Origin of the sequence: Kineosporia sp. NBRC 101677, assembly GCF_030269265.1 — a bacterium.
Lineage (GTDB): Bacteria > Actinomycetota > Actinomycetes > Actinomycetales > Kineosporiaceae > Kineosporia > Kineosporia rhizophila.
On the sequence record NZ_BSTA01000005.1, the window covers coordinates 200,884 to 224,077 of the forward strand.

Below are 23,194 nucleotides of genomic sequence, written 5' to 3' on the forward strand. Positions count from 1 at the left end.
GCCCGTCGACCGGGCCGGGTAGATCGTTCAATTCCGCGGCGGCCGGCCGATAGGACGGAAGGCGCCGGAACTAGGCGGAAATTGATCTGCCGGTCGGAGGTCTGCCGTTCGGCGCGCTGGGACCCGGGGAATTGTTGACTTGCCGGGCCCGGCTACCTAGCGTCTTGAACGTTTCACTCAGGGCAGAGGGGGACTCGCGCGTGCGGCTGGCCGAACCTCCGGTGGACGAGGTCGACGGGACGTTGTTCATCACCGACGGGTCCCCGGTGTGGGCCGGGCACTACCTGCACGAGCGCCGGCACCCCGATCACACCCACAGTTTCGTGGAGATCGCGATCACCCTGGCCGGAGCGGGCGTGCACCGTTCGCCCGCCGGGCCGCGCAGCCTGCAGGTGGGTGACGTGGTGCTGCTGCGGCCGGGAGCCTGGCACGGCTACGCGGACTGCTCGGACCTGGTGCTCTACAACTGCTGCTTCTCCGTCGACCTGCTGCGCCAGGAGCTGGCCTGGAGCCGGGACGACCCGCTGCTGGGGTACCTGCTGTGGACCGGGCCCTACGCGGAGGACCGGCGGGGCATCATGAGCACCCGGCTGGGCGAGGAGGACCTGGCCCAGTGCCTGCCCCACCTCGACGCCCTGAGCCGGCTGCGCGACCGCCCCTCGGGCCGGCACCGCGCGGAGATCATCGGGCGGCTGATCCTGGTGCTGGGCATCCTGGCCCGGGCCGTGGAGCACCCGGAGCCGGGCCGGGTGGCGCATCCGGCGGTGGCCCGGGCCCTGAGCCTGCTGGAGGGCGACCCGGCGCACCACTGGACGCTGACCGAGCTGGCCGGTGAGCTGCACGTGGCCCCGGCGCACCTGGTGCGGCTGTTCAAGGCCACCACCGGGCTGCCGCCGATGGCCTACCTCTCGCAGCACCGCCTGGAGAGCGCGGCCACGCTGCTGGTGCGCACCCGCGAGCCGATCACCGCGATCGCCCGCTCGGTGGGCTGGCCGGACCAGAACCAGTTCGCCCGCCGGTTCCGCGCGCACTACGGCTTCTCGGCCTCGCAGTACCGTTCGCGGTTCGCGCAGTCGCTCAGGCCATGACGGCGGTGAAGGTCCAACTGAGGACGTCCGTGGTGGCGTTGCGTACGACGCTGCGCAGCCTGACCAGGTGCGGTTGCCGGTCGAGGACCTCGATCCGGGAGGTCAGGGTGTCGTTCTCGTGCACCGGGGCCAGATGGTCGCAGCCGGTCCAGCCGGCCACCGTGACGATCGCCGGCAGGGCCCGGCAGACCTGGTGGAAGGCCAGGCCGATGGTGTGCCCGCCGTAGACCAGCCGCTGGCCTCCGGCGGCGGCCGCGTCGTGGTGCACGGCGGCGACATTGCCGGTCAGCCGGGCCAGTTCGGGGGCGGACGAGACCACGTCGCCGCCGGAGACCGACCAGGTCTGGCCGACCTCGAGGTCGCCGTGGTGAGGGCCCGGCACTCGGCGGTGGTAGGCGGCCAGGTCCCAGTCGGGCACCCGGAGCGGCCTTTCCACGCCGACCGCGTCGAGGTCGTCACGGTGCCCGGTGCCGGCGGAGCGCGAGGGCAGCATGGCGCAGCGCCAGAAGTCGAGCACCACCCGCTCGTGCTGGTCGGTGGTGACGATGTGCAGGGCGGCCACGCCGGTGGGGGCGCGGCCGGGCTTGGGGGTGTTCTCGCGCAGGGCGTCGACGGTGGTGACGGTGCGCAGGGTGTCGCCCAGGCGGGGATGGCGGTGGAAGCTCAGGCCCCGGTAGAAGAGGTTGGCCTTGACGTGCTGGGTGACCACGGTGGACTGGCCGATCGCGGTGTCCCAGACCAGTGCCGGGGAGGCCAGGCCGGGGGCACCGGTGACCTCCTGGGCGAGCGTGTCGTCGAGGGTCAGGCGCAGCCGGTTGCCCAGCACGGCCTGGTGGGCGGCGGCCCGGCCGCTGGTCAGGGTGATGGCGGGGGCCTGGTCGAAGACCTGACCTACGTGCAGTTCGTCGAAGTAGGGCCCGCGCACCTCGCTCACGTGCGGGCCCGCCGGACCAGGGCCTCGGCGTGGCGCAGCACCGGGGCGTCGATCATGCGGCCCTCGAAGGTGAAGACCCCCTGGTTGCCGGCCGCCAGGACTCGCCGGGCCCAGTCGAGTTCGGCCGCCGGGGGGCGGTAGCCCTCGCGTACGACCGGCACCTGGCTGGGGTGGATGCAGGCGGTGGCGTCGAAGCCGCTGGCCGCCGCATCGTCCACCTCCGAGCGCAGCCCTGCCTGGTCTTTGATGTCGAGGTGGACCGCGTCGAGCCGGAACCGCCCGTGGGCCCCCGCGGCCAGCAGCACGGCCGAGCGCGCGGCCAGGGCCACGTCGCGGTAGCGCCCGTCGGGCCGGCGGCTGGAGGTGCCGCCCAGTCCGGCGATCAGGTCTTCGGCGCCCCACATCAGCCCGGCCGTGTTGGCGGCGGCCGCGATGCCGGCCACCTCGAGCACCCCGCGCGGGGTCTCGACCAGGGCGATCACCTGCAGCGGGGCCAGGTCCGAGATCTGTTGCGCGGACTCGGTCTTGGCCAGCATGACGGTGGTGTAGGCGGTCTGCCGCAATGCTTCCAGGTCGGCGTGGTGGTCGGGGGTGCCGCTGGGGTTGAGCCGGATCACGGTGGTGGCCGGGGGGAGGGGGTGCTCGATCAGTGCCCTTCGGGCGGCCGGGCGGGCCTCGGGGGCGAGGGCGTCCTCCAGGTCGAGGATGACCACGTCGGCCGCGGCGGCCGCCTTGGCGTAGCGATCAGGGCGGTCGGCGGGGCAGAAGAGCCAGGCCGGGCCGAAGCTCATGACTGCCCCCCGCCCAGTCTGACCAGCGCGGCCCGGGTGGCCCGGGCGACCACCTCGTCGTCCTGGTTGCGTCCGACGTGCTCCAGGGTGACGATGCCCTCGCCCGGCCGGGACACGGACTCGCGTTTGTGGTGCACCACGGTGGAGCCGTAGAGCGTGTTGCCGACGAAGACCGGCCGGGGGAAACTGATCTCGCTGAAGCCCAGGTTGGCCACCAGGGTGCCCTCGGTGAGCTGGGCCACCGACAGCCCGACCAGGGTGCTGAGCGTGAACATCGAGTTGACCAGGCGCTGGTGGTAGGGCTCCTGACCGGCCGCGAAGGCCGCGTCCAGGTGCAGCGACTGGGTGTTCATGGTCAGGGTGGTGAACAGGACGTTGTCGGCCTCGGTGACGGTGCGCCCGGGGCGGTGCAGGTAGCGGGCCCCCACCTCGAACTCCTCGAAGTACAGTCCGCGCTGCTGGATCTCACGTGCCACGCTGCATCCTCAGGGCCTGCCGGCGCGCGCGGCGCCAGTCGCGAAGTGGGGCGGGTTCTTCCGGCCGGGCCCTCAGGGCCACGACCACGGCGGCGATCTCGGCCTCGGTGGCCGGGCCGTGCACCTCCAGGCCGCTCACACCGGCCTCACACCGTGGTGCTTCTCCGTCCGCCGGCGCACCTTTCCGGCGAGCAGGCCGAACCGGCGGGCTAATTCCGAGCGCAGCGCCCCCGGCTCGACCACCGCGTCGATGACCAGCTCCGAGGCCAGGTGCAGCAGGTTCACGTCCTGCTCGTACTCCGCCTTGCGCTCGGCCACGAACGCGGCCCGCTCGTCCGCGTCGGCGATCTCGTCGATCCGGTTGGCGTAGACCGCCCGCACCGCCGGATCCGGGCCCATCACCGCGATCCGGGCGGTGGGCAGGGCCAGGCAGGCGTCCGGCTCGAAACCCGGGCCGTTCATCGCATACAGGCCGGCGCCGTAGGCCTTGCGCACGATCACCGAGATCTGCGGCACGGTGGCCTCGGAGACGGCGGTGATCATCTTGGCCCCGTGCCGGATGATGCCCTGCCGCTCCACCTCCTTGCCGATCATGAAGCCGGGCACGTCGGCCAGGTACAGCAGCGGGATGTTGTACGCGTCGCACAGCTCCACGAAACGGGCCGCCTTGTCGGCCGAGTCGATGAACAGCACGCCCCCGCGCACCGCCGAGTTGCTGGCCACCACCCCCACCGGCATACCCTCGATCCGGCCCAGCCCGGTGACCAGCTCCGCGGCGAAGGCCGGTTTGATCTCGAAGAACGTGTCGGCGTCGAGGATCCCGTCGATCAGCCGGTGGATGTCGAAGGGCACCTGCTCGGCGGCCGGCACGGTGGTCTCGTCGATCACGGACGCCGGGGGCACCGGATCGCTCTCGGGTGCCGGTTCGCGCCAGCAGGTGGGCAGGAAACTGAAGAACCAGCGGGCCTGCTCGATCGCGTCGGCGTCGTCGGTGGCCAGAAGGTCGCCGCAGCCGGAGATCTCGGTGTGCACGCGGGCCCCGCCCATCTCCTCCAGTGTGACCTTCTCGCCCACCGTCACCTCGGCCATCCGGGGGGAGCCGAGGTACATGCTGGCGTTGCCGTCGACCATGATCACGATGTCGCAGAACGCCGGGATGTAGGCGCCCCCGGCCGCGGAGGGCCCGAACAGGCAGCAGATCTGCGGGACCTTGCCGGACAGCTTCACCTGGTTGTGGAAGATCTTGCCGGCCCCGCGGCGGCCCGGGAACAGCGCCACCTGGTCGGTGATCCGGGCCCCGGCCGAGTCGATCAGCCAGAAGATCGGCAGCTCCTCAATCAGGGCGCGTTCGGTGATGCGGATGATCTTCTCCACCGTGCGGGCGCCCCACGAGCCGGCTTTCACCCCGCTGTCGTTGGCGACCACCAGGGCGGGGCGGCCCTCCACCAGGCAGGCGCCGGTGACCACCCCGTCGGCGGGAAGGCTTGTGGCCAGGGCATTGGCGAGCTGGCCGTCCTCGACGAAGGTGTCCGGGTCGGCCAGGAGGGCGATGCGCTCGCGCACGTAGAGCTTGCCGGTCCTGGCCAGCTTGGCCGCGGCGGCCGGGGTGGGGGAGAGGGTGGCTGCGGTCGCGTCGGCCAGGGTGGGGGTCGCCGGGGCAGTGCGGTTGCCGGTGGTGGGGCTCGAGCCGGTGCCAGGGCCAGCGCCAGTGTCCGAGCCGGTGCCACGACCAGGGTCCGTGCCGGTGCCAGGGGCGGTGCTCTGGGCGGGCCCGGGGCCCCGGCGGGTGTCGACGCCGGTCATTCGACGTCCAGTCCCAGACCGCGGCTGATCACCAGGCGCTGGACCTCGGAGGTGCCCTCGCCGATCTCGAGGATCTTGGCGTCGCGGTAGAAGCGGGCGACCGGGTACTCCTCCATGAAGCCGTAGCCGCCGAACACCTGGGTGGCTGCCCGGGTGGCGTCGACCGCGGCCTCGCTGCTGAACAGTTTCGCCATCGCCGCAGCCTGTTTCACCACCTTGGCGGGGGCTCCCTCGTCCTTCAGGGCGGCGGCGCGGTAGGTGAGCAGCCGGGCCGCCTCGATCGAGGTGGCCAGGTCGGCCAAGGAGAACGCGACGGCCTGGCGGCTGCCGATCGGCCGGCCGAAGGTCTGGCGCTCACCGGCGTAGCGCAGCGAAAGCTCCAGGCAGGCCCGGGCCAGGCCCAGGGCCAGCGCCGAGATGGCGATCCGCCCGTCGTCGAGAATGGCCAGGAACTGGTGGAACCCGCGGCCCTGCACGCCCAGCAGGTTCCCGGCCGGCACCCGCACGTCGTCGAGGGTGAGCGGATGGGTGTCCGAGATCCGCCAGCCCAGCTTGTCGTACGCCGGCCCGGCGGTGAAACCGGCTGTGCCGCTGGGCACCAGGAAGGTCGAGATCGAGCCGTCCTCGTGCCGCGCGGTGACCGAGACCACCGAGGTCACCGGCGTGCCGGAGTTGGTGATGAACTGCTTGGCGCCGTTGAGCACCCAGTCCTCACCCTCGCGCCGCGCCCGGGTGCGGGTGCCGCCGGCGTCGGAACCGGCGCCCGGCTCGGTCAGGCCGAAGGCGGCCAGGGTGCGCCCGGCCACCAGGTCGGGCAGCCAGCGTTCCTTCTGGGCGTCGTCGCCGAAGGTCAGGATCGGGTTGATGCCCAGGCCGACACCCGCCGAAAGAGTGATCCCCACAGACTGATCGACGCGGCCGAGTTCCTCGATGGCCACGCACAGGCTGGTGAAGTCACCCCCGGCGCCGCCGAACTTCTCCGGCACGACCAGCCCGAAGAGCCCCAGATCGCCCATCTTCGCGACCAGCTCCACCGGGAAGTGGTGCTCCCGGTCCCAGCCGGCTACGTGCGGGGCGACCTCCCGCTCGGCGAACGCCCGCACACTGTCCCGGAAGTTCTCGTGTTCGGCCGAAAGCTCGAAACGGCCGCCGCGTCGTGCAGATCCCCATTGGTCCACGGACCCCACGGTACCCAGACCACGTTGCCGCGGGCTACATTGTGCGTGATCCGCCTCACCCGGTGGATCGACGCACCATCCGCGGGTTCCGTCGGCGGCCACCCCTCGTCGCGGCACCCACCACCTGACCTGGTGTTGGATGCAGGAGGAATGCAATGGAGCAGTCCGAGCAACACAGGCACCACGAGCGAACCACCGAGCCGCTGCAACTGCTGGCCCCCGGCGGTGATCTGGCGGCGCCCGAGCAGTGGCCCGCCGATCTGGCCCGGCATCTCGAGGTCGGCGCCGACAGCGCCGAACTCGTGCGTGACCTGTACCGATGGATGCGCCTGACCCGCCGTCTCGACTCCGAGGCGTTCGCCCTGCAGCGGCACGGCGAACTCGGCCTCTGGGCGCCCAGCCTGGGCCAGGAGGCCGCGCAGGTGGGCTCGGTGGCCGCGCTACGGCCCACCGACCAGATCTTCCCCAGCTACCGCGAGCACGCCGCGGCCCTGTTCCGCGGGGTCACGCCGGCCCAGATGCTCGAGCAGTGGCGTGGGGTCTCGGGCTGCGGCTGGGACCCGGCCGAGCTGCACCTGAGCGCCTACTCGGTGGTGCTGGGCGCGCACCTGCCGCACGCCACCGGCTACGCCATGGGGGTGCAGCGCGACGGTAGCGACGAGGTGGTCACCGCCTACTTCGGTGACGGCGCCTCCAGCCAGGGCGATGCGAACGAGGCATTCAACTGGGCCGCGGCCTGCTCGGCGCCGGTGCTCTTCTTCTGCCAGAACAACCAGTACGCGATCTCCACCCCGACCCGGCTGCAGATGCGCACGTCGGTGCACCAGCGGGCGCGGGGCTTCGGCCTGGACTCGTACCTGGTCGACGGCAACGACGTGCTGGCGGTGCACGCGGTCACGAAACTGGCCGTCGAGCAGATCCGTTCGGGGGCGGGACCGGCGCTGATCGAGGCGGTGACCTACCGGATGGGGGCGCACACCAGCTCCGACGACCCGACCCGCTACCGCGACCAGGCCGAGGCCGACGCCTGGCGCTCGCGTGACCCGCTCACCCGGGTGGAGAAGCTGCTGCAGGCGCGGGGCTGGGCCCCGCCCGAGTGGCTCGGCGCGCTGGAGGAGGAGTGCGAGGAGCTGGGCGTGCAGCTGCGGCGGGCCTGCCAGGAGTTCGGGCCGGTGGAACTGGGCGGGCTCTTCGACCACGTGCTGGCCGAGCGCACGGCGGCGCTGAGTGCTCAGAAGGCCGAGTACGCCGACTTCGTGGCGAGTTTCGAGGGGGTGGCGTGATGACCCGGCTGAGTCTTTCGGCGGCGCTGAACTCGGGGCTGCGGCAGGTGCTCGAGCAGGACCCGAAGGCCGTGGTGATGGGTGAGGACGTCGGTCCGCTGGGTGGGGTCTTCCGGGTCACCGACGGTCTGAGCAAGGACTTCGGGTCCGATCGGGTGATCGACACCCCGCTGGCCGAGTCCTCGATCGTGGGCACCGCGATCGGGCTGGCGATGCGCGGGTACCACCCGGTGTGCGAGATCCAGTTCGACGGCTTCGTCTACCCGGCGTTCAACCAGATCGTCTCCCAGCTGGCCAAGATGCGGGCCCGCACCGGCGGGCGGGTGCCGATGCCAGTGGTGATCCGCATCCCCTGCGGCGGTGGGATCGGCGCGGTCGAGCACCACAGCGAGTCCAACGAGGCCTACTTCGCCCACACCGCCGGCCTGCGGGTGGTGATCTGCTCCGACCCCCAGAGCGGGCACTACATGCTGCGCCAGGCCCTGGCCTGCGGTGATCCGGTGATCTTCTACGAGCCCAAGCGCCGCTACTGGGAGAAGGGCGAGGTCTCCACCGACCTGTCGCTGGCCCCGGCCTTCGACAAGGCCGTGGTGGCCCGGGCCGGCTCCGACGCCACCGTGGTCTGTTACGGCGGGATGGTGGCCACTTGCCTGGAGGCGGCCCGGATCGCCGAGGAGGAGGGCCGCTCGCTGGAGGTGGTGGACCTGCGCTCGCTGTCGCCGCTGGACCTGGACACGGTGTGTGCCTCGGTGGCCCGTACCGGCCGCTGCCTGGTGGTGCACGAGGCGCCCGGGTTCGCCGGGCTGGGGGCCGAGGTGGTCAGCGGGGTCACCGAGCGCTGCTTCTACCAGCTGGAGGCGCCGGTGCTGCGGGTGACCGGTTTCGACCTGCCGTACCCACCGGCCAAGTTCGAGGAGCAGTACCTGCCGGACACCGACCGGGTGCTGGCCGCCGTCGACAAGTTGCTGGAGTTCTGATGACCGTGGTCACCGGCCGGCAGTTCCGGCTTCCCGACGTCGGTGAGGGCCTGACCGAGGCGGAGATCGTGACCTGGCGGGTCGCCCCCGGCGACCGGGTGGCGGTGAACGACCCGCTGGTGGAGATCGAGACCGCGAAGTCGCTGGTCGAGCTGCCCTCACCGTACGCCGGGGTGGTCGCCGAGCTGCTGGTGCCGGCCGGGCAGCTGGTACCGGTGGGCACCCCGATCATCGCCATCACCGATGATGGGGAGATGGCCAAGCCCGGTATCGGCAAGCCCGACGAGGAGAAACCGCCGTCCACGCTGGTCGGTTACGGCCCCGGCCACAGCCGGGGGCGCGCCCGCAGGCGTCCACCGGCCACCCAGCCCGCCACCCCCGAACCGCCGGCCGAGAAACCCGCGTCGGCACAATCCCCCAACCCCTCCGGGTCCGGGAGGTACCCCCAGTCCGCAAACAACAGCAACGGCACCGGGCGGCCGCTGGCCAAGCCGCCGGTACGCAAACTCGCCAAGGATCTCGGCGTGGACCTGGCCTCGCTGAGGGGCAGCGGCCCGCACGGCGACGTCACCCGCGACGATGTGCGGCAGGCGGCCACGGCCGTTCCCGAAAGGCCGCAGACCGTGGCCGCAGTGAGCGACGACGAGCACATCCCGGTGCGGGGTGTTCGTGCCGCCACCGCGGCGGCGATGACGGCCAGTGCCTTCACCGCCCCGCACGTCACCGTTTTCCACACCGTGGACGTGACCCGGTCGGTGAAACTGGTCGAGAAGTTGCGGGCCGACAAAGCGTTCGACGGCTCCCGGGTCACCATCATGCTGCTGGCGGCCCGGGCCCTGTGCCTGGCCGCCCGCGAGTTCCCCGATCTGAACGCCACCTTCGACCAGGACGCGAACGAGATCGTGCTGCACCACCGGGTGAACCTCGGGGTGGCCACGGCCTCCGAGCGCGGCCTGCTGGTGCCCTCGGTGGAGGGCGCCGGCAGCCTGAGCCTGCCGGCGCTGGCCCGTGAGGTCACCCGGACCACCGAGCTGGCCCGTTCCGGGAAGGCCAGCCCGGCCCAGCTTTCCGGCAGCACGATCACCCTGACCAACATCGGGGTGTTCGGGGTGGACTCGGGTACGCCGATCCTGAACCCGGGGCAGAGCGCGATCCTGTGCCTGGGCTCGGTGCGGCGGGCACCGGCCGAGCACCAGGGCCGGATCGCGCTGCGCTGGATGACCCAGCTGGCGATGTCTTTCGACCACCGGATCATCGACGGCCAGCAGGGGGCCCGGGCCCTGGCCCGGATCGGGGCGATCCTGGCCGACCCGCGACGGGAGCTGCTACTGGCCTGACCTCAGCCCGACTTCAGCTTGGCTTCAGACCGACTTGCCGGTGGCGAGGTCGACCCCGAGCCCGAGGTCGGCCACGTCCACCGGAAGACGGCTGGTCAGGCTGCGGTTGGCGGCGATGCCCACGGCCACCGCCCGCACCCCGTCGAGGTGGCCGGCCGCCCGGCCGAGGGGGTCGTCGCCGATCCGCAGGTCGCGGCGGAAGACGTCTTTGAGCAGGATGGCGTCCCCGCCGCCGTGCCCGCCGATGCCGTCGGGGATCGGGTACTCCTCGGCGCGCGCCCAGTGGGTCTGGACCAGCAGACGGTCCCGCTGGGGGCGCAGGTCGTCGCTGGCGTCGTCCGGGGTGGCGGAGGGGTCGAGCACGGCCCGGCCCTGCTCGTCCAGGTCGATGTGGCTGCGCTCGACCACGTCGAGCTCGGCGCGGCCGCGGGTGCCGTTGACCGTGACCCGGTAGCCCTCCCAGGGGGAGTGGGCGTTCAGCGAGTAGGTCAGGCTGGCCCCGCCGGCGTACTCGACCAGCAGGGACATGTTGTCCTCGATGCTCACGCCGGGGGCGAACGGGTCCACGTCACGCCGGTAGCCGTCGTGGTGCTCGGCGTCGAGGTAAAGCGCCTTCAGCCGGGGGTCTTCGCGCAGGTCGAGCGAGAACGGGTCGTTGCCGGCGCCGGTGCCGCGGTCCGGGCGCTCGCCGAGACCGCGCTGCTGGGCGGCCTGGTCGCCGTAGAACCGCAGCCCGCCGGTGGCGTACACGCGCTGCGGCACGTCGCCCAGCCACCAGTTGACCAGGTCGAAGTGGTGGCTGGACTTGTGCACGAGAAGCCCGCCGGAGTTGGCCTTGTCGCGGTGCCAGCGGCGGAAGTAGTCGGCGCCGTGCAGGGTGTCGAGCACCCACTCGAAGTGGATGCTGGTGACCGTCCCGATCCGGCCGGAGGCGATCACCTCCCGCAGGCTCGAGTTCCGGGGCGCGTAGCGGTAGTTGAACGTCATCACCACGTCGCGGCCGGTCTCGGCGACCGCGTCGGTGATCAGCCGGCAGCCCTCGGCGGTGGTGGTCAGCGGCTTCTCCACCACCGCGTCGGCCCCGGCCCGCAGGGCCCGGTCGACCAGGCCCGCGTGGTGCACGTCGGGGCTGGTGACGATCACCGTCTCGACGGCCTGTTCCTGGATCATCCGCTCCAGGTCGCCGGGGGTGTAGGCGGGAAGCCCGGGCCCGGCCTGCTGGTCGTAGTAGCCGATCCGGGCGGGGTTCGGGTCGCACCAGGCCACGATCCGGCCCACGTCGGCGTGCTCGCCGGTCAGTGCGCCGATGTACATGCCGGCCCGGTGGCCGGTGCCCACCACCGCGTAGCGGCGGCGAGGGCGGTCGGCCGGGACCGCTTCGAACTGGGGGACGACCTGTGCTGAGGGGGTTTTCGGGGGGCCAGCGGGCGGGGCGGTCGGGTTCTGGTCGATCGGGCTGCTCATTGCGGAGGGCTCCCTAGCGGCGGGCGTAGGCTTTCTTGGGCAGGTGGTAGGCCAGGTCGAGGGCCGTCTCGGTGGCTTCTTCCTCGCTGAGGCGGTGTTCCAGCACCAGCGAGGCCAGGTAGCCGGCGTCGATGCGCCGGGACAGGTCGTGGCGGGCGGGGATGGAGGCGTAGGCCCGGGTGTCGTCGACGAAGCCGGAGGTGTTGTAGAAACCGGCGGTCTCGGTGGCGGCCTCACGGAAGCGGCGCATGGCGTGTGGGCTGTCGAGGAACCACCAGGGGGCGCCCAGCCGCACGGCGGAGTAGACCCCGGCCAGCGGCGCGAGCTCCCGGCTGTAGGTGGTCTCGTCGACGGTGAACAGGATCAGCCGGAACGCCGGGTCCATGCCGAACTGCTCCAGCAGGGGCCGCAGCGAGCGGGTGAACTCGGTGCGCACCGGGATGTCCCAGCCCCGGTCGGGCCCCAGGGCGGCGGCCGCGCCGGGGTGGTGGTCGCGCAGGACCCCCGGGTGCAGTTGCATGACCAGGCCGTCCTCGGCCGACATCTGGGCCATCACGAAGAGCATGTGCCCGGTGAACGCTTCGGCCGCCTCGGCGCTCAGTTCGCCGTCGAGGGCGTTTCGGTAGATGGAGGACGCCTGTTGCGGGCTGAGGGGGGTGGTGTCGGTGGCGAGGTGGCCGTGGTCGGTGGCCAGGGCCCCGGCCTCGACGAAGGCGTTGCGGCGCTGGCGGAGTGCGGCCAGGTAGCCGGTGTAGTCACCGGTGTCGATGCCGGCCGCCCGGCCGAGCAGCGCGACGTCGGAGGCCCAGCCCGGGCGGGCGGGGTGGGTGACGGCGTCGGGCCGGAAGGTGGGGATGACGCGCTCGCCGAAGCCGTCGGCGGCGAGCTTGGCGTGGTGCTCCAGCTGGGAGGCGGCCGGGTCGGTGGTGGCCAGCAGTTCGATGCCGAAGCGTTCGAGCAGGGCCCGGGGCCGGAACCCCGGATCGGCCAGGACGGCGGAGATCTGGTCGAACAGGGCGTCGGCGCTCTCGGCGGAGGGGGCCGTGCTCACCCCGAAGACCTCGACCAGCTCGTGCTCCAGCCAGTAGCGCGAGGGGGTGCCCCGGAACAGGTGCCAGTGGTTGCAGAAGGTGCGCCAGATCTCCCGCGCGGTGGCCGGGTTCTCGCCCACGCCGAGCTGGTGGGTGGGCACGCCCTGGGAGTAGAGCATTCGGGTGACGTAATGGTCGGGGGTGACCAGGAGAGCGGCCGGGTCGCCGAACGGTGCGTCGTCGGCCAGGGCCTGTGCCTCGACGTGGCCGTGCATGCTCACGATGGGCAGCGCGGCGGTGTGGGAGTAGATGCGCCGGGCCAGTGCACGGGCGGCCGGTTCGGAGGGCAGGGCACGGTCGGGATGCAGCGTCAGCGCGGTCGGCATGTGCAAACCTTTGCATCTGAATCTGCTGTGTCAAGGCCCGGTTCCCATTTCGACCCGGCCTTGCAAACGATTGCAGGCGGGGGCAGGATGGAGGCCCGAAGGCCAGGGAGGGTGAACCGTGTCGGTGACGCTTCGCGACGTGGCGCAGGCGGCGGGCGTGTCCGCGTCGACCGTCTCGCGGGCGCTGACGGTGCCGGAGAAGGTGGACCAGCGCACCCGGGAACGCATCGTGGCCCTGGCCGCCGAGCTGGGCTACCGGCCCAACCGGGCCGCCCGGGGGCTGATCACCGGCCGCACCGGCAACCTGGGCCTGCTGGTGCCCGACCTGGCCAACCCGTTCTTCCCCGGCCTGGTCAAGGCGATCCAGGCCCGGGCGCTGGAGTCGGACTACCAGCTGTTCGTGATCGACTCCGACGAGAACGCCGCGGCCGAGCCGGAGCTGGTGCGGCAGCTGGCCAAGCAGGTCGACGGCCTGCTGCTGTGCTCACCGCGGATGCGCCCGGCCGCGCTGCACGAGGCGGTCGAGGCCACCCCCACGGTGCTGGTCAACCGGGCGCTGCCGCGGGCCTCGTCGGTCACCTTCGAGAACGCCGAGGGCGCGGCCGAGCTGATCGACCACCTGGCCGGCCTCGGCCACCGCGACATCGGCTTCCTGGGTGGGCCGAGCGGCAGCTGGTCGGGGGCGCAGCGGCTGCGCGGCGTGCGCCAGGCCTGTGCCCGGGCCGGGGTCGTGCTGCACGAACTGGGGCAGGTGTCGCCCACGTTCGAGGGCGGCGCGGGCGCGGCCGGGCTGGTGCTGTCGGCGCCGGTCAGCGCGGTGGTGGCCTACAACGACCTGGTCGCGATCGGCCTGTGCCAGGCGCTGGCCGAGCAGTCGGTGGCGGTGCCCGCCCGGCTGAGCGTGGCCGGTTTCGACGACATCCCGATGGCCGGCATGATCCGGCCCTCGCTGACCACGGTGGCCATGCCGCTGGCCCGGGCCGGTGCCGAGGCGGTGGATCTGCTGCTGCAGCAGCTGGCCGAGGCCGAACCCCGGGCCCGGCAGCGGCGGGTGCCGGCTGCGCTGGTGGTGCGGGGCTCGACCGGCCCGAAGCGACGACGATCGGAGTCTCAGTGAGCTTGTTGTTGCGTCTGGCCGCCGGTGACGATGTGGCGGTGGTGCGCTCGCCGGTGAAGGCCGGTGACCAGCTCGCCCCCGACCTGGTGGCGCGGCAGGAGATCCCGGCCGGGCACAAGGCGGTCCTGCGGGATCTGCCGGCCGGGGCCGAGGTGCGCAAGTACGGTCAGGTCATCGGTGTGACCACCCGCGACGTGCAGGCGGGCGAGCACCTGCACACCAGCAACCTGGCCTTCGTCGACGGGGGCGCCGCGTCGGAATCCGCCGTCGGGCACGGTTCCACGCTGGAGCTGCCGGCCGGCCTGCGCCGCACCTTCCTGGGCTACCACCGTGGCGACGGCCGGGTCGGCACCCGCAACAGCATCGCGGTGCTGACCACGGTGAACTGCTCGGCGGGGGTGGCCAAGGCGATCGCCCGCCGCACCGACGAGCTCGTGCGCACGGAGACCGACGGCTCGGTCGACGGGGTGGTGGCCCTCACCCACGGCACCGGCTGCGGCATGGCCAACAGCGGCCCGGGCTGGGACATCCTGCGCCGCACCCTCACCGGCTACGCGCGCCACCCCAACATCGCCGGCCTGGTGGTGGTCGGCCTGGGCTGCGAGATCAACGAGATGTCCGGCGTCCTGTCCGATCTCGATCTCTCGCCCGAGGTCCCGGTGGTCTCCTACACGATTCAGGACGCCGGTGGCACCAAGGCGGCCGTGGCCAGGGGAGCGGGCGTGGTGCGGGAGATGGCGCAGTCCCTGGCCGGGCTCCGACGCGAACCGGCCGGGGTCGAGCACCTCGTCCTGGGCCTGCAGTGCGGGGGCTCGGACGGCTGGTCCGGCCTGACCGCGAACCCGGCCCTCGGGGTGGCCAGCGATCTGCTGGTCGCGGCCGGCGGCACCAGCATCCTGGGCGAGACCCCCGAGATCTACGGCGCCGAGGTGCTGCTCATGCGCCGCGCGGTCAGTGAGCAGGTCTCGGCGGACCTGCGCGAGCGGATCGAGTGGTGGCGCGAGTACACGGCCTCGCTGGGCACCACCCTCGACGGCAATCCCTCCCCGGGCAACAAGGCCGGCGGCATCACCACCATCCTGGAGAAGTCGCTCGGGGCGGTGGCCAAGGCCGGCCACAGCCCGCTGTCGGCGGTGGTCGGCTACGGCGAGCAGGTGCCCCGGCCCGGGCTCGTGTTCATGGACACGCCCGGCTACGACCCGGTGTCGGTCACCGGCATGGTGGCCGGCGGGGCGAACGTGCTCTGCTTCACCACCGGCCGCGGATCGGTGCTGGGCAGCCGCCCGGCGCCCACCCTCAAGCTCGGTACCAACGCCGAACTGGCCCGCACCATGGCCGACGACATCGACATCAACTGCTCCGGCATCGTCGAACAGGGCCTGGACGTGGCCGACGTGGGGCGGCAGATCTACGACCGGGTGCTCGACGTGGCCTCCGGCGAGCCCACCCTCAGCGAAGAACTCGGCGCCGGGCAGGAAGAGATCGTGCCCTGGCAGATCGGAGCCGTGCTGTGAAACGACTTTCCCCTGAGGCGCTCGACCGCGGGGAGCACGAGTTCGGGCCGCAGGCTCCGGTCGGCATCGTGCACCTCGGCATCGGCGCGTTCCACCGTGCCCACCAGGCCGTGTACACCCAGCTCGCGGCCGCGCCGGGGGAGTGGGGCATCTGCGGGGTCACCCAGCGCTCGGCCACGGTCGCCGAGCAGTTGCGGCCGCAGCAGGGCCTGTACTCGGTGCTCGAACGCGGCCCGCAGGGCGTCCGCCTCGATGTGATCGACGTGGTGCGTGACGTGGTCGACGGCAGCAGCGAGCCCGAGCGCCTCACCGAGCGCCTGGCCCAGGAACAGGTGCAGGTGGTCACGCTGACCATCACCGAGAAGGGCTACCGCCCCGGCCCGGGCGGCGCCCTCGACCGGCTGATCACCGGCCTGGCCGCCCGCCGGGCTGCCGGGGGCGCGCCGCTGACCGTGCTGTCCTGCGACAACCTCAACGGCAACGGCGAGGTGCTGCGCGACCTGGTCCTCGAGCACAGCCCGGCCCCGCTGGCCGCCTGGGTGGCCGACCACGTCCGTTTCCCCTGTTCCATGGTCGACCGCATCGTGCCGGCCACCACCGCCGCCGACCGCGCCGAGGCCGCCGAGCGTCTCGGCCTGCTCGACGAGGCGCTCGTGGTGGCCGAACCGTTCCGGCAGTGGGTGATCCAGGACGACTTCGCCGCCGCCCGCCCGGCCTGGGAGAAGGCCGGCGCCGAACTGGTGGCCGATGTGGCCCCCTACGAGCGGCGCAAGCTGCGGGTGCTCAACGGCGCCCACTCCCTGCTGGCCTACCTCGGCGCCCTGGCCGGTCACACCACGATCGCCCAGGCCGCCTCCGACGACGCCCTCGCCGCGGCGGCGTGGCGCCTGATCGAGGAAGACGTCGCCCCCACCCTGGCCCCCGACGGCCTGGAGGTTCTGGAGTACGGGCGCACGGTGCTGCAGCGCTTCGGCAATCCGGCCCTGCCGCACCGCACCGTGCAGGTGGCCATGGACGGCAGCCTCAAGCTCGGCCCCCGCCTGCTGGGCACCATCCGCGACGCCCGCGCGGCCGGCCGCCTGCCCCAGGCCGCGATCCTCGGCGTCGCGGCCTGGATGGCCTACGTAGAGGCGACCACCCACTCCACCGGCCTTCCCCTCGACGACCCGCACGCCGACGTCCTCAGTTCTGCTGTTACCGCTGCCCCCGACAGTGCCGCGGGGCTGGTGGAGGCACTGCTGGGGGTGGACGAGGTCTTCGCCCCAGACTTACGGGACGACGGGGAACTGCGGGCCGCGTTGGTCGAGCAGGTTCAGGTGGCGCGAAGCTGGCGCCGCAAGGGGTAGGTCAGGCTCCCGGCGTGCGGGGGTTCGCGTCCGCGTGCCAGGGAGCCGATATCGTGATCAGTTCATGGACATGGACCGGCGGTTGCAGGCAGGACGCCCTTTGCGCATTGCGCTGCTGTCGTACCGCAGCAAGCCGCACAGTGGCGGGCAGGGCATCTACGTCCGGCATCTGTCCCGTGAGCTGGTCACGCTCGGCCATCAGGTCGAGGTGTTCTCCGGACCGCCGCTGCCGGAGCTCGATCCGGGGGTGCGGCTGACCCACCTGCGCAACCTCGACCTGTACCGCGAGCCCGATCCGTTCCGTACCCCGCGGCTGCGTGAGTTCCGCTCGCCGGTCGACGTGCTGGAGTGGGGGCTGATGTGTACGGCGGCGTTCCCGGAGCCCCTGACCTTCTCGCTGCGGGCGTGGCACCATCTGCGCTCGCGGTTGGGCGAGTTCGATGTGGTGCACGACAACCAGTCGCTGGGCTACGGGTTGCTGGGGTTGCGGGCAGAACTGGCGCGGCGGGGGATTCCGCTGGTGGCCACGATTCACCATCCCATCACCGTCGATCGTGACCTGGAGCTGGCGGCGGCGCGGGAGGCGGGCGACCGGGCGAAGCAGTTGTCGCTGCGGCGGTGGTACGCGTTCTGCCGGATGCAGGGGCGGGTCGCGCGGCGGCTTCCCTGGCTCACCACCGTCTCCCAGGCCTCGCGCGACGAGATCGTGCGGGCTTTCGGGGTGCGCGCTGAGAAGTTGCGGGTGATCGGGGTCGGAGTGAACGAGGAGACGTTCGCCCCGACCGCCGGGCCTGAGCCGGTGGCCGGGCGGGTGGTGGCCGTGGCCAGTGCCGACGTTCCCCTGAAGGGGCTGAACGACCTGATCGAGGCGGTTGCCAAGGTGGCCGTGGAGCGGCCGGTGGAGCTGGTCGTGGTGGGGGCGGCGCGGCCCGGTGGGGCGGCTGATCAGGCCATCACGCGGCTGGGGCTGAGCGGTGTGGTGCGTTTCGTGAAAGGGCTTACGGACGAGGCGCTGGCGGCTTTGTTCCGCAGCGCCCAGGTCGCGGTGGTTCCCTCGCGCTACGAGGGGTTCTCGCTGCCGGCGGTGGAGGCGATGGCCTGCGGTGTGCCCCTGGTGGTCACCACTGCGGGCGCGCTGCCGGAGGTGGTGGGGCCGGACGGGCTGGCCGCCCTGCACGTGCCCTCCGGGGACGTGGACGCCCTGGGCCGCTCGATCGGGCGGCTTCTGGACGATGCCGCCCTGGCCCGCCGGCTGGGCGAGGCCGGAAGGTCGCGGGTGGTCGAGCATTTCACCTGGCGGCTGACGGCCAGCCGTACGGCGCAGTGGTATTCGGACGCGATTGCGGCCGTGGGTTCCTGATGTGTTCGACGAGCGGAATGGTAGGGCGGGGTAGGTGCTGACGCTGGACTACGACCGGCTGGACGTGCAGGCCGGGATGGATGTGCTGGACCTGGGGTGTGGTGAGGGCAGGCACACGTTCGAGGCGTACCGGCGCGGCGCGCACGTGGTCTCGCTCGACCTGTCGCACAAGGACCTGGCCACCACCCGCACCTGGACCGGCGCGATGGACCTGGCCGGGGAGACGCCGGCCGGTACCCGCACCGCCCCGGTCGTCGGTGACCTGCGCACCCTTCCGTTCCCCGACGCGTCCTTCGACCGGGTCATCGCCTCGGAGGTGATGGAGCACATCGAGGACGACGCAAGTGCGGTGGCCGAGCTGGCGCGGGTGCTGAAACCGGGTGGCCGGGCGGCGATCACCGTTCCGCGGTGGCTGCCGGAGCGGATCTGCTGGGCGTTGTCGGACGAGTACCACGCCAACGAGGGTGGGCACGTACGCATCTACAAGGCCTCGGAACTGGCGTCGCTGTGCCAGGACGCGGGCCTGCAGCACACCGGCACCGCCCACGCCCACGCCCTGCACAGCGTGTACTGGTGGCTGAAGTGCGCGGTCGGCGTGAACCGGGACGCGGCCGTGGTGCGCGCCTACCACCGGCTGCTGGTCTGGGACATCGTGAAGAAGCCGCGCACCACCCGGGTGCTGGAGGCGGCGCTGAACCCGCTGATCGGCAAGAGCGTCGTTCTCTATCTGCACAAGCCGGCGTGAGCCACACTCTTCCGGTACTGCCTCAGGCTGCGGACCTGCTGGAGACGGCGCACAGCATCGCCGCGGTGCAGCTTCCGGACGGAGCGGTGCCGTGGGAGGCCGGCGGGCAGGTCGACGCCTGGGACCACGTCGAGTGCCTGATGGCGCTGGACGTGGCGGGCCTGAACGACCAGGCGCTGGCCGGTTACGAGTGGTTGCGGCGCGAGCAGCGTGCCGACGGCAGCTGGGCCGCCCGCTACGCAGCGGACGGATCGGTCACCGACGCGACGGCCGAGAGCAACCACGCCGCCTACGTCGCGGTCGGGGTGCTGCACCACTGGCTCAGCGGGGGTGGCGACGAGTTCCTGGCGCGGATGTGGCCCATGGTCCGCCGGGCCCTGGGATTCGTTCTGGGGCTGGCCAATCCGAACGGCACGATCGGCTGGGCCCGCTCACCCCAGGGTTCTGCCGATCCCACGGCCCTGCTCACCGGCTGCTCGAGCATCCACCACGCTCTTCGGTGTGGGGCCCGGATCGCGCACCAGATGGGACGTCTGGACGTTGCGGGCGAGTGGGAGCGCGCGGCGACGCGTCTGGCTCTGATGATCAGTGGACACGGCAGCCCGGTGACCCTGCTCGAAAAGTCGCGCCAAACGTCCGTTTTTGCTGATCGTAACCGCTTCTCGATGGACTGGTACTACCCCGTGCTCGGGGGCGCACTGCGTGGCCAGGCCGCCCTCGAACGACTCTCGGCCGACTGGGAACGGTTCGTGGTGCCGGGCTGGGGAATCCGGTGTGTGGACGACCGGCCCTGGGTCACCGGGGCCGAGACCTGCGAACTGGCCCTTGCCCTGGCCGGCGCGGGCGACCTGGGGCGGGCTGCCGAACTGGTCGCCGCCATGCAGCATCTGCGCGAGAGCGACGGCTCCTACTGGACAGGGCTGGTGCTCGAGGACGGCAAGCGCTGGCCGGTGGAACGCAGCACCTGGACCGGCGCGGCGGTGGTGCTGGCCGTCGACCTGATCGGCGGTGGGCAGGCCACCGCCGATGTGTTCGGCCACCGGTCGGCCGAGGACGACGACCTGGACGGCGTCGCGTCCTGACCGCCCGCTCTCAGGGTTTGCGGCGCAGCAGCCGCAGCGAGTGCGTCCCTTCCAGTTCCTCGTAGGCGCCGGTGGCGAGGGCGGCCTGGTACATCCGGTACGGGGCCTGGCCGCCGTCGTCCGGATCAGGGAAGACGTCGTGGATGGCCAGGGTGCCGTTCGGGGCCAGGTGCGGGGCCCAGGCGGCCAGGTCACGCTGCGCCGACTCGTCGGTGTGGCTGCCGTCGATGAACAGGAACGCCAGCGGGGTGCTCCAGATCGCGGCCAGGGTCTCGCCGCGGGCGACCACGGCCACCACCACGTCCTCTGCGTCGGCCTCGGCGATGGTGCGGCGGAACGCCGGGAGGGTGTCGATGCGGCCGAGCCCGTCGAGCAGGCCCGAGTCGTGGTACTCCCAGCCGGGCTGGTGCTCCTCGGAGCCCCGGTGGTGGTCGACGGTGACCACCTGGGTTCCGCGCTGCCGGGCGGCCGCGGCCAGGTACAGCGCCGACTTGCCCATCCAGCTGCCCACCTCCAGCAGCGGCCCCTCGGCGCTCGCGGCCAGGGCGGCCCGGTACAGGGCCTGGCCCTCGTGCGGCGGCATGAAGCCCGGGGCGGCCTGGGCGGCGGCGAGCAGGGCGGTGGGCGAGGCCATGGCGTGAGGATAGGGGAGCCCCTGGTGCAGGGGTTTGTCCGGTGACCGGGGCACTGCGCATAGGCTGCGGACCATGGCTGGGAACCTGACCCGAGACGAAGCAGCACAGCGTAGCCGACTGCTCACCGTCCACTCGTACGACGTCGAGCTCGACCTCACCACCGGGCCCGAGACGTTCCGCTCCACCACCCTCGTGCGGTTCACCTCCTCCCAGCCCGGCGCCACCACCTTCGCCGAGATCGCCGAGGCCACCTGCCGCGAGGCCGACCTGAACGGCACCCCGGTCACCGCCGACCCGCACGGCCGGATCACCCTGGCCGGCCTGGAGGCCGAGAACACGCTGCGGGTGGTCGCCGACTTCGCCTACTCCGGCACCGGCCAGGGCCTGCACCGCTTCGTCGACCCGGTGGACGATCGGGTCTACCTGCACAGCCAGTTCGCCACCGCCGACGCCCAGCGGGTGTTCGCCTGCTTCGACCAGCCCGACCTCAAGGCCCGCTACACCTTCACGGTCACCGCCCCGGCCGACTGGGAGGTGGTCTCCAACTCGCCCGAGACCGCGGTCGAGCCGGTGGCACAGGGCCGGCGGTGGCGCTTCGCCGAGACCGAGCGCCTGTCCACCTACCTGGCCGCGATCGTCGCCGGGCCGTACCACGTGGTCTCCGGCGAGTACCGGGGTGAGGTGGACGGCGCCGAGGTGGTGATCCCGCTGCGCACGCTGTGCCGGCAGTCACTGGCCCCGCACTTCGACGCCGAGGCCGTCCTCGACGTCACCCGGCAGGGCTTCGGCTACTTCCAGAGCGCGTTCGGGATGGCCTACCCCTTCGGCAAGTACGACCAGGCCTTCGTGCCCGAGTTCAACCTCGGCGCGATGGAGAACCCCGGCTGCGTCACCTTCACCGAGACGTACGTGTTCCGCTCGCGGGTCACCGACGCCGAGTACGAGAACCGGGCCGCGACGATCCTGCACGAGATGTCGCACATGTGGTTCGGCGACCTGGTCACCATGCAGTGGTGGGACGACCTGTGGCTGAACGAGTCGTTCGCCACCTACGCCGCGGCCAGCGCCATGGTCGGGGCCACCCGCTGGAGCGACGCCTGGGTCACCTTCGCCGACAACGCCAAGGCCCGCGCCTACCGGCAGGACCAGCTCAGCACCACCCACCCGATCGCGGCCGACATCGTCGACATCCGCTCGATGGAGGTGAACTTCGACGCGATCACCTACCACAAGGGCGCGTCGGTGCTGAAACAGTTGGTGGCGACGATCGGCCAGGAGACCTTCTGGGCGGCCCTGCGCCGCTACTTCGCCCGGCACGCCTGGGGTACCGCCACCCTGGCCGACCTGCTCGCCGCGCTGACCGAGGAGACCGGCCGGGAAATGAACGGCTGGGCCGCCGAATGGCTGCAGACCACCGGCCCGAACACCCTGCACGCCGAGTTCACGCTGGACGAGTCCGGCACCTACAGCAGCTTCGCCGTGCTGCAGACCGCCCCGCCGGAGCACCCCACGCTGCGCTCGCACCGGATCGCGATCGGCCTGTACGACGAGAAGGCCGGTGCCGTGGTGCGCCGGCACCGGGTCGAGCTGGAGGTCTCCGGCGCCCGCACCGAGGTGCTGGAGCTGATCGGGCAGGCCCGCGCCGACCTGGTGCTGGTCAACGACGACGACCTCACCTACGCCAAGGTCCGCCTCGACGATGCCTCACTGGCCCTGGTCACGGCCCCGGACGGGCAGGGCGTGGGGCGCATCGGCGACCCGCTGGCCCAGGCCGTGTGCTGGACGATCGTCTGGGACATGGTGCGCGACGCGCAGTTCCCGCCCGGGCGCTACGTCGACCTGGTGCTCGAGAACGTGGGCACGGTGCCGAACGCGGTGGTGCGCCGCACGCTGCTGAACCAGGCCGTCACCGCGGCCAAGCGGTACCTGGAGCCCTCGGCCCGCGCGCAGAAGCTTCCCGAGCTGGCCGCCGTGACCCTCGAACTGGCCCGGGCCGCCGGTGCCGGATCTCCCGAACAGCTCGCCTACGTGCGCGCTTTCGCCGCCTCGGCCTTGGCGCCCGAGCAGCTCGACCTCGTCGAGGCGCTGCTCGAGGGCACCGACAGCGAGACCGTGCCGGGGCTGGTCGTGGACACCGACCTGCGCTGGAGCCTGCTGCTGCGCCTGGCCACCACCGGCCGGGCCACCCAGGAGCGCATCGACGCCGAACTGCAGCGCGACCTCACCGACAAGGGGCGCTCGCAGGCCGCTGCCTGTTCCGCGGCGCGTCCGGCCGCAGAGGCGAAGTCGGCCGCCTGGAAGGCGATCACCTCGGGCACGCAGCCGCTCGGCACTCTGCAGTGGGCGCTGACGGGGCTGCGGGCGGCCGAACACGGCGAGCTGGTGCATCCTTTCACCCAGGCGTACTTCGACGTGCTGGTCAACGTGGCCGCGGTCTGGCCGAGCGAGCGCACGCAGGCGTTCGCCGAGGACGCCTATCCGGCAGCGGCCGAGACGGCGGCCGAGGCCCTCGCGCTGACGGAGCAGTATCTGGCCGAGGCGCAGCCGCCGTCGTGGCTGCGCCGGCTGGTGCTGGAGGGGCGTGACGAGCTGGTGCGGGTGCAGAAGATCCAGGGCCGCTGAGCGGGAGCCCCTAGCCGGGGGCGTG

General features: G+C 72.2%; 20 protein-coding genes. 11 read left to right on the forward strand and 9 right to left on the reverse strand.

The features are described 5' to 3' along the window. Positions 1–200 precede the first annotated feature (200 nt). On the forward strand, positions 201–1,088 hold the full coding sequence (locus QSK18_RS16935) for an AraC family transcriptional regulator (RefSeq protein WP_232814286.1): 888 nt from the start codon (positions 201–203) through the stop codon (positions 1,086–1,088). On the opposite strand, the gene QSK18_RS16940 is transcribed toward QSK18_RS16935, so the two are convergent. The 6 genes from QSK18_RS16940 to QSK18_RS16965 are packed head-to-tail and all read right to left on the reverse strand — an operon-like array spanning position 1,078 to position 6,270. Continuing rightward, positions 1,078–2,022, reverse strand: a complete 945-nt coding sequence (locus QSK18_RS16940) for a MaoC family dehydratase (RefSeq protein WP_285620222.1) — start codon at positions 2,020–2,022, stop codon at positions 1,078–1,080. The two genes, QSK18_RS16935 and QSK18_RS16940, sit on opposite strands and share 11 nt — an antisense overlap. Then, entirely contained in the window at positions 2,019–2,813 is a 795-nt protein-coding gene (locus QSK18_RS16945) for an HpcH/HpaI aldolase/citrate lyase family protein (protein ID WP_232814284.1), read from the reverse strand. The genes QSK18_RS16940 and QSK18_RS16945 overlap by 4 nt, the downstream gene beginning before the upstream one ends. After that, the gene (locus QSK18_RS16950) at positions 2,810–3,289 is read right to left on the reverse strand and encodes a MaoC family dehydratase (RefSeq protein ID WP_232814283.1); all 480 of its coding nucleotides are present in this window, start codon (positions 3,287–3,289) and stop codon (positions 2,810–2,812) included. The genes QSK18_RS16945 and QSK18_RS16950 overlap by 4 nt, the downstream gene beginning before the upstream one ends. Further along, complete coding sequence (locus QSK18_RS16955) at positions 3,279–3,428, reverse strand: hypothetical protein (protein ID WP_232814282.1); 150 nt, start codon at positions 3,426–3,428, stop codon at positions 3,279–3,281. Before QSK18_RS16955 ends, QSK18_RS16950 begins: the two co-directional genes overlap by 11 nt. Further along, the gene (locus tag QSK18_RS16960) at positions 3,425–5,092 is read right to left on the reverse strand and encodes an acyl-CoA carboxylase subunit beta (RefSeq protein ID WP_285620233.1); all 1,668 of its coding nucleotides are present in this window, start codon (positions 5,090–5,092) and stop codon (positions 3,425–3,427) included. Before QSK18_RS16960 ends, QSK18_RS16955 begins: the two co-directional genes overlap by 4 nt. Continuing rightward, positions 5,089–6,270, reverse strand: coding sequence for an acyl-CoA dehydrogenase family protein (locus QSK18_RS16965; protein ID WP_285620235.1), 1,182 nt, complete (start codon positions 6,268–6,270; stop codon positions 5,089–5,091). The genes QSK18_RS16960 and QSK18_RS16965 overlap by 4 nt, the downstream gene beginning before the upstream one ends. A 155-nt stretch (positions 6,271–6,425) precedes the next feature. On the opposite strand from QSK18_RS16965, the gene QSK18_RS16970 reads away from it, so the two are divergent. Genes QSK18_RS16970 through QSK18_RS16980 form a run of 3 tightly spaced genes read left to right on the forward strand, consistent with a single transcriptional unit; the run spans position 6,426 to position 9,867 of the window. Beyond that, on the forward strand, positions 6,426–7,553 hold the full coding sequence (locus QSK18_RS16970; RefSeq protein WP_285620237.1) for a thiamine pyrophosphate-dependent enzyme: 1,128 nt from the start codon (positions 6,426–6,428) through the stop codon (positions 7,551–7,553). Continuing rightward, complete coding sequence (locus tag QSK18_RS16975) at positions 7,553–8,530, forward strand: alpha-ketoacid dehydrogenase subunit beta (protein ID WP_285620240.1); 978 nt, start codon at positions 7,553–7,555, stop codon at positions 8,528–8,530. Before QSK18_RS16970 ends, QSK18_RS16975 begins: the two co-directional genes overlap by 1 nt. Next, positions 8,530–9,867, forward strand: coding sequence for a dihydrolipoamide acetyltransferase family protein (locus QSK18_RS16980; protein WP_232814277.1), 1,338 nt, complete (start codon positions 8,530–8,532; stop codon positions 9,865–9,867). The genes QSK18_RS16975 and QSK18_RS16980 overlap by 1 nt, the downstream gene beginning before the upstream one ends. Before the next feature lie 24 nt (positions 9,868–9,891). On the opposite strand, the gene QSK18_RS16985 is transcribed toward QSK18_RS16980, so the two are convergent. Together QSK18_RS16985 and uxaC are read right to left on the reverse strand one after the other, a co-directional pair. Further along, positions 9,892–11,331 (reverse strand): Gfo/Idh/MocA family protein, encoded by a 1,440-nt coding sequence (locus QSK18_RS16985; protein ID WP_232814276.1) that lies wholly within the window; start codon positions 11,329–11,331, stop codon positions 9,892–9,894. Positions 11,332–11,344: 13 nt separating this feature from the next. After that, positions 11,345–12,748: a glucuronate isomerase gene (uxaC, locus tag QSK18_RS16990; protein ID WP_232814275.1), complete on the reverse strand. Its 1,404-nt coding sequence runs from the start codon at positions 12,746–12,748 to the stop codon at positions 11,345–11,347. Positions 12,749–12,866: 118 nt separating this feature from the next. Between uxaC and QSK18_RS16995 the strand changes: the two genes are divergently transcribed. The 6 genes from QSK18_RS16995 (at position 12,867) to QSK18_RS17020 (ending at position 19,912) form a co-directional block, all read left to right on the forward strand. Further along, positions 12,867–13,865 (forward strand): LacI family DNA-binding transcriptional regulator, encoded by a 999-nt coding sequence (locus tag QSK18_RS16995; RefSeq protein ID WP_285620244.1) that lies wholly within the window; start codon positions 12,867–12,869, stop codon positions 13,863–13,865. After that, positions 13,862–15,379 (forward strand): UxaA family hydrolase, encoded by a 1,518-nt coding sequence (locus tag QSK18_RS17000; RefSeq protein WP_285620246.1) that lies wholly within the window; start codon positions 13,862–13,864, stop codon positions 15,377–15,379. Before QSK18_RS16995 ends, QSK18_RS17000 begins: the two co-directional genes overlap by 4 nt. Next, positions 15,376–16,725 (forward strand): mannitol dehydrogenase family protein, encoded by a 1,350-nt coding sequence (locus QSK18_RS17005; protein ID WP_285620248.1) that lies wholly within the window; start codon positions 15,376–15,378, stop codon positions 16,723–16,725. The genes QSK18_RS17000 and QSK18_RS17005 overlap by 4 nt, the downstream gene beginning before the upstream one ends. Before the next feature lie 100 nt (positions 16,726–16,825). Then, positions 16,826–18,085 carry a glycosyltransferase family 4 protein gene (locus QSK18_RS17010; protein WP_285620250.1) on the forward strand — a complete coding sequence of 420 codons (1,260 nt, stop codon included), beginning with the start codon at positions 16,826–16,828 and terminating at the stop codon, positions 18,083–18,085. Between the two features lie 34 nt (positions 18,086–18,119). Beyond that, positions 18,120–18,830 carry a class I SAM-dependent methyltransferase gene (locus tag QSK18_RS17015; protein ID WP_232814100.1) on the forward strand — a complete coding sequence of 237 codons (711 nt, stop codon included), beginning with the start codon at positions 18,120–18,122 and terminating at the stop codon, positions 18,828–18,830. Continuing rightward, positions 18,827–19,912, forward strand: coding sequence for a glucosidase family protein (locus QSK18_RS17020; protein ID WP_285620254.1), 1,086 nt, complete (start codon positions 18,827–18,829; stop codon positions 19,910–19,912). The genes QSK18_RS17015 and QSK18_RS17020 overlap by 4 nt, the downstream gene beginning before the upstream one ends. Positions 19,913–19,922: 10 nt before the next feature. Here the strand turns inward: QSK18_RS17020 and QSK18_RS17025 are convergent, their stop codons facing one another. Further along, entirely contained in the window at positions 19,923–20,546 is a 624-nt protein-coding gene (locus QSK18_RS17025) for a class I SAM-dependent methyltransferase (protein ID WP_285620256.1), read from the reverse strand. Between the two features lie 73 nt (positions 20,547–20,619). On the opposite strand from QSK18_RS17025, the gene pepN reads away from it, so the two are divergent. Further along, entirely contained in the window at positions 20,620–23,169 is a 2,550-nt protein-coding gene (gene pepN, locus QSK18_RS17030) for an aminopeptidase N (protein WP_285620258.1), read from the forward strand. The last annotated feature ends 25 nt before the right edge of the window (positions 23,170–23,194 follow it).

Excerpts from the sequence above, each read along its gene's own strand:
- QSK18_RS16980 (WP_232814277.1), top strand. The coding sequence starts at position 8,530 with ATGACCGTGGTCACCGGCCGGCAGTTCCGGCTTCCCGACGTCGGTGAG.
- QSK18_RS16960 (WP_285620233.1), bottom strand. The coding sequence starts at position 5,092 with ATGACCGGCGTCGACACCCGCCGGGGCCCCGGGCCCGCCCAGAGCACC.
- QSK18_RS16985 (WP_232814276.1), bottom strand. The coding sequence starts at position 11,331 with ATGAGCAGCCCGATCGACCAGAACCCGACCGCCCCGCCCGCTGGCCCC.
- pepN (WP_285620258.1), top strand. The coding sequence starts at position 20,620 with ATGGCTGGGAACCTGACCCGAGACGAAGCAGCACAGCGTAGCCGACTG.
- QSK18_RS16975 (WP_285620240.1), top strand. The coding sequence starts at position 7,553 with ATGACCCGGCTGAGTCTTTCGGCGGCGCTGAACTCGGGGCTGCGGCAG.
- uxaC (WP_232814275.1), bottom strand. The coding sequence starts at position 12,748 with ATGCCGACCGCGCTGACGCTGCATCCCGACCGTGCCCTGCCCTCCGAA.
- QSK18_RS16970 (WP_285620237.1), top strand. The coding sequence starts at position 6,426 with ATGGAGCAGTCCGAGCAACACAGGCACCACGAGCGAACCACCGAGCCG.
- QSK18_RS16945 (WP_232814284.1), bottom strand. The coding sequence starts at position 2,813 with ATGAGCTTCGGCCCGGCCTGGCTCTTCTGCCCCGCCGACCGCCCTGAT.
- QSK18_RS17025 (WP_285620256.1), bottom strand. The coding sequence starts at position 20,546 with ATGGCCTCGCCCACCGCCCTGCTCGCCGCCGCCCAGGCCGCCCCGGGC.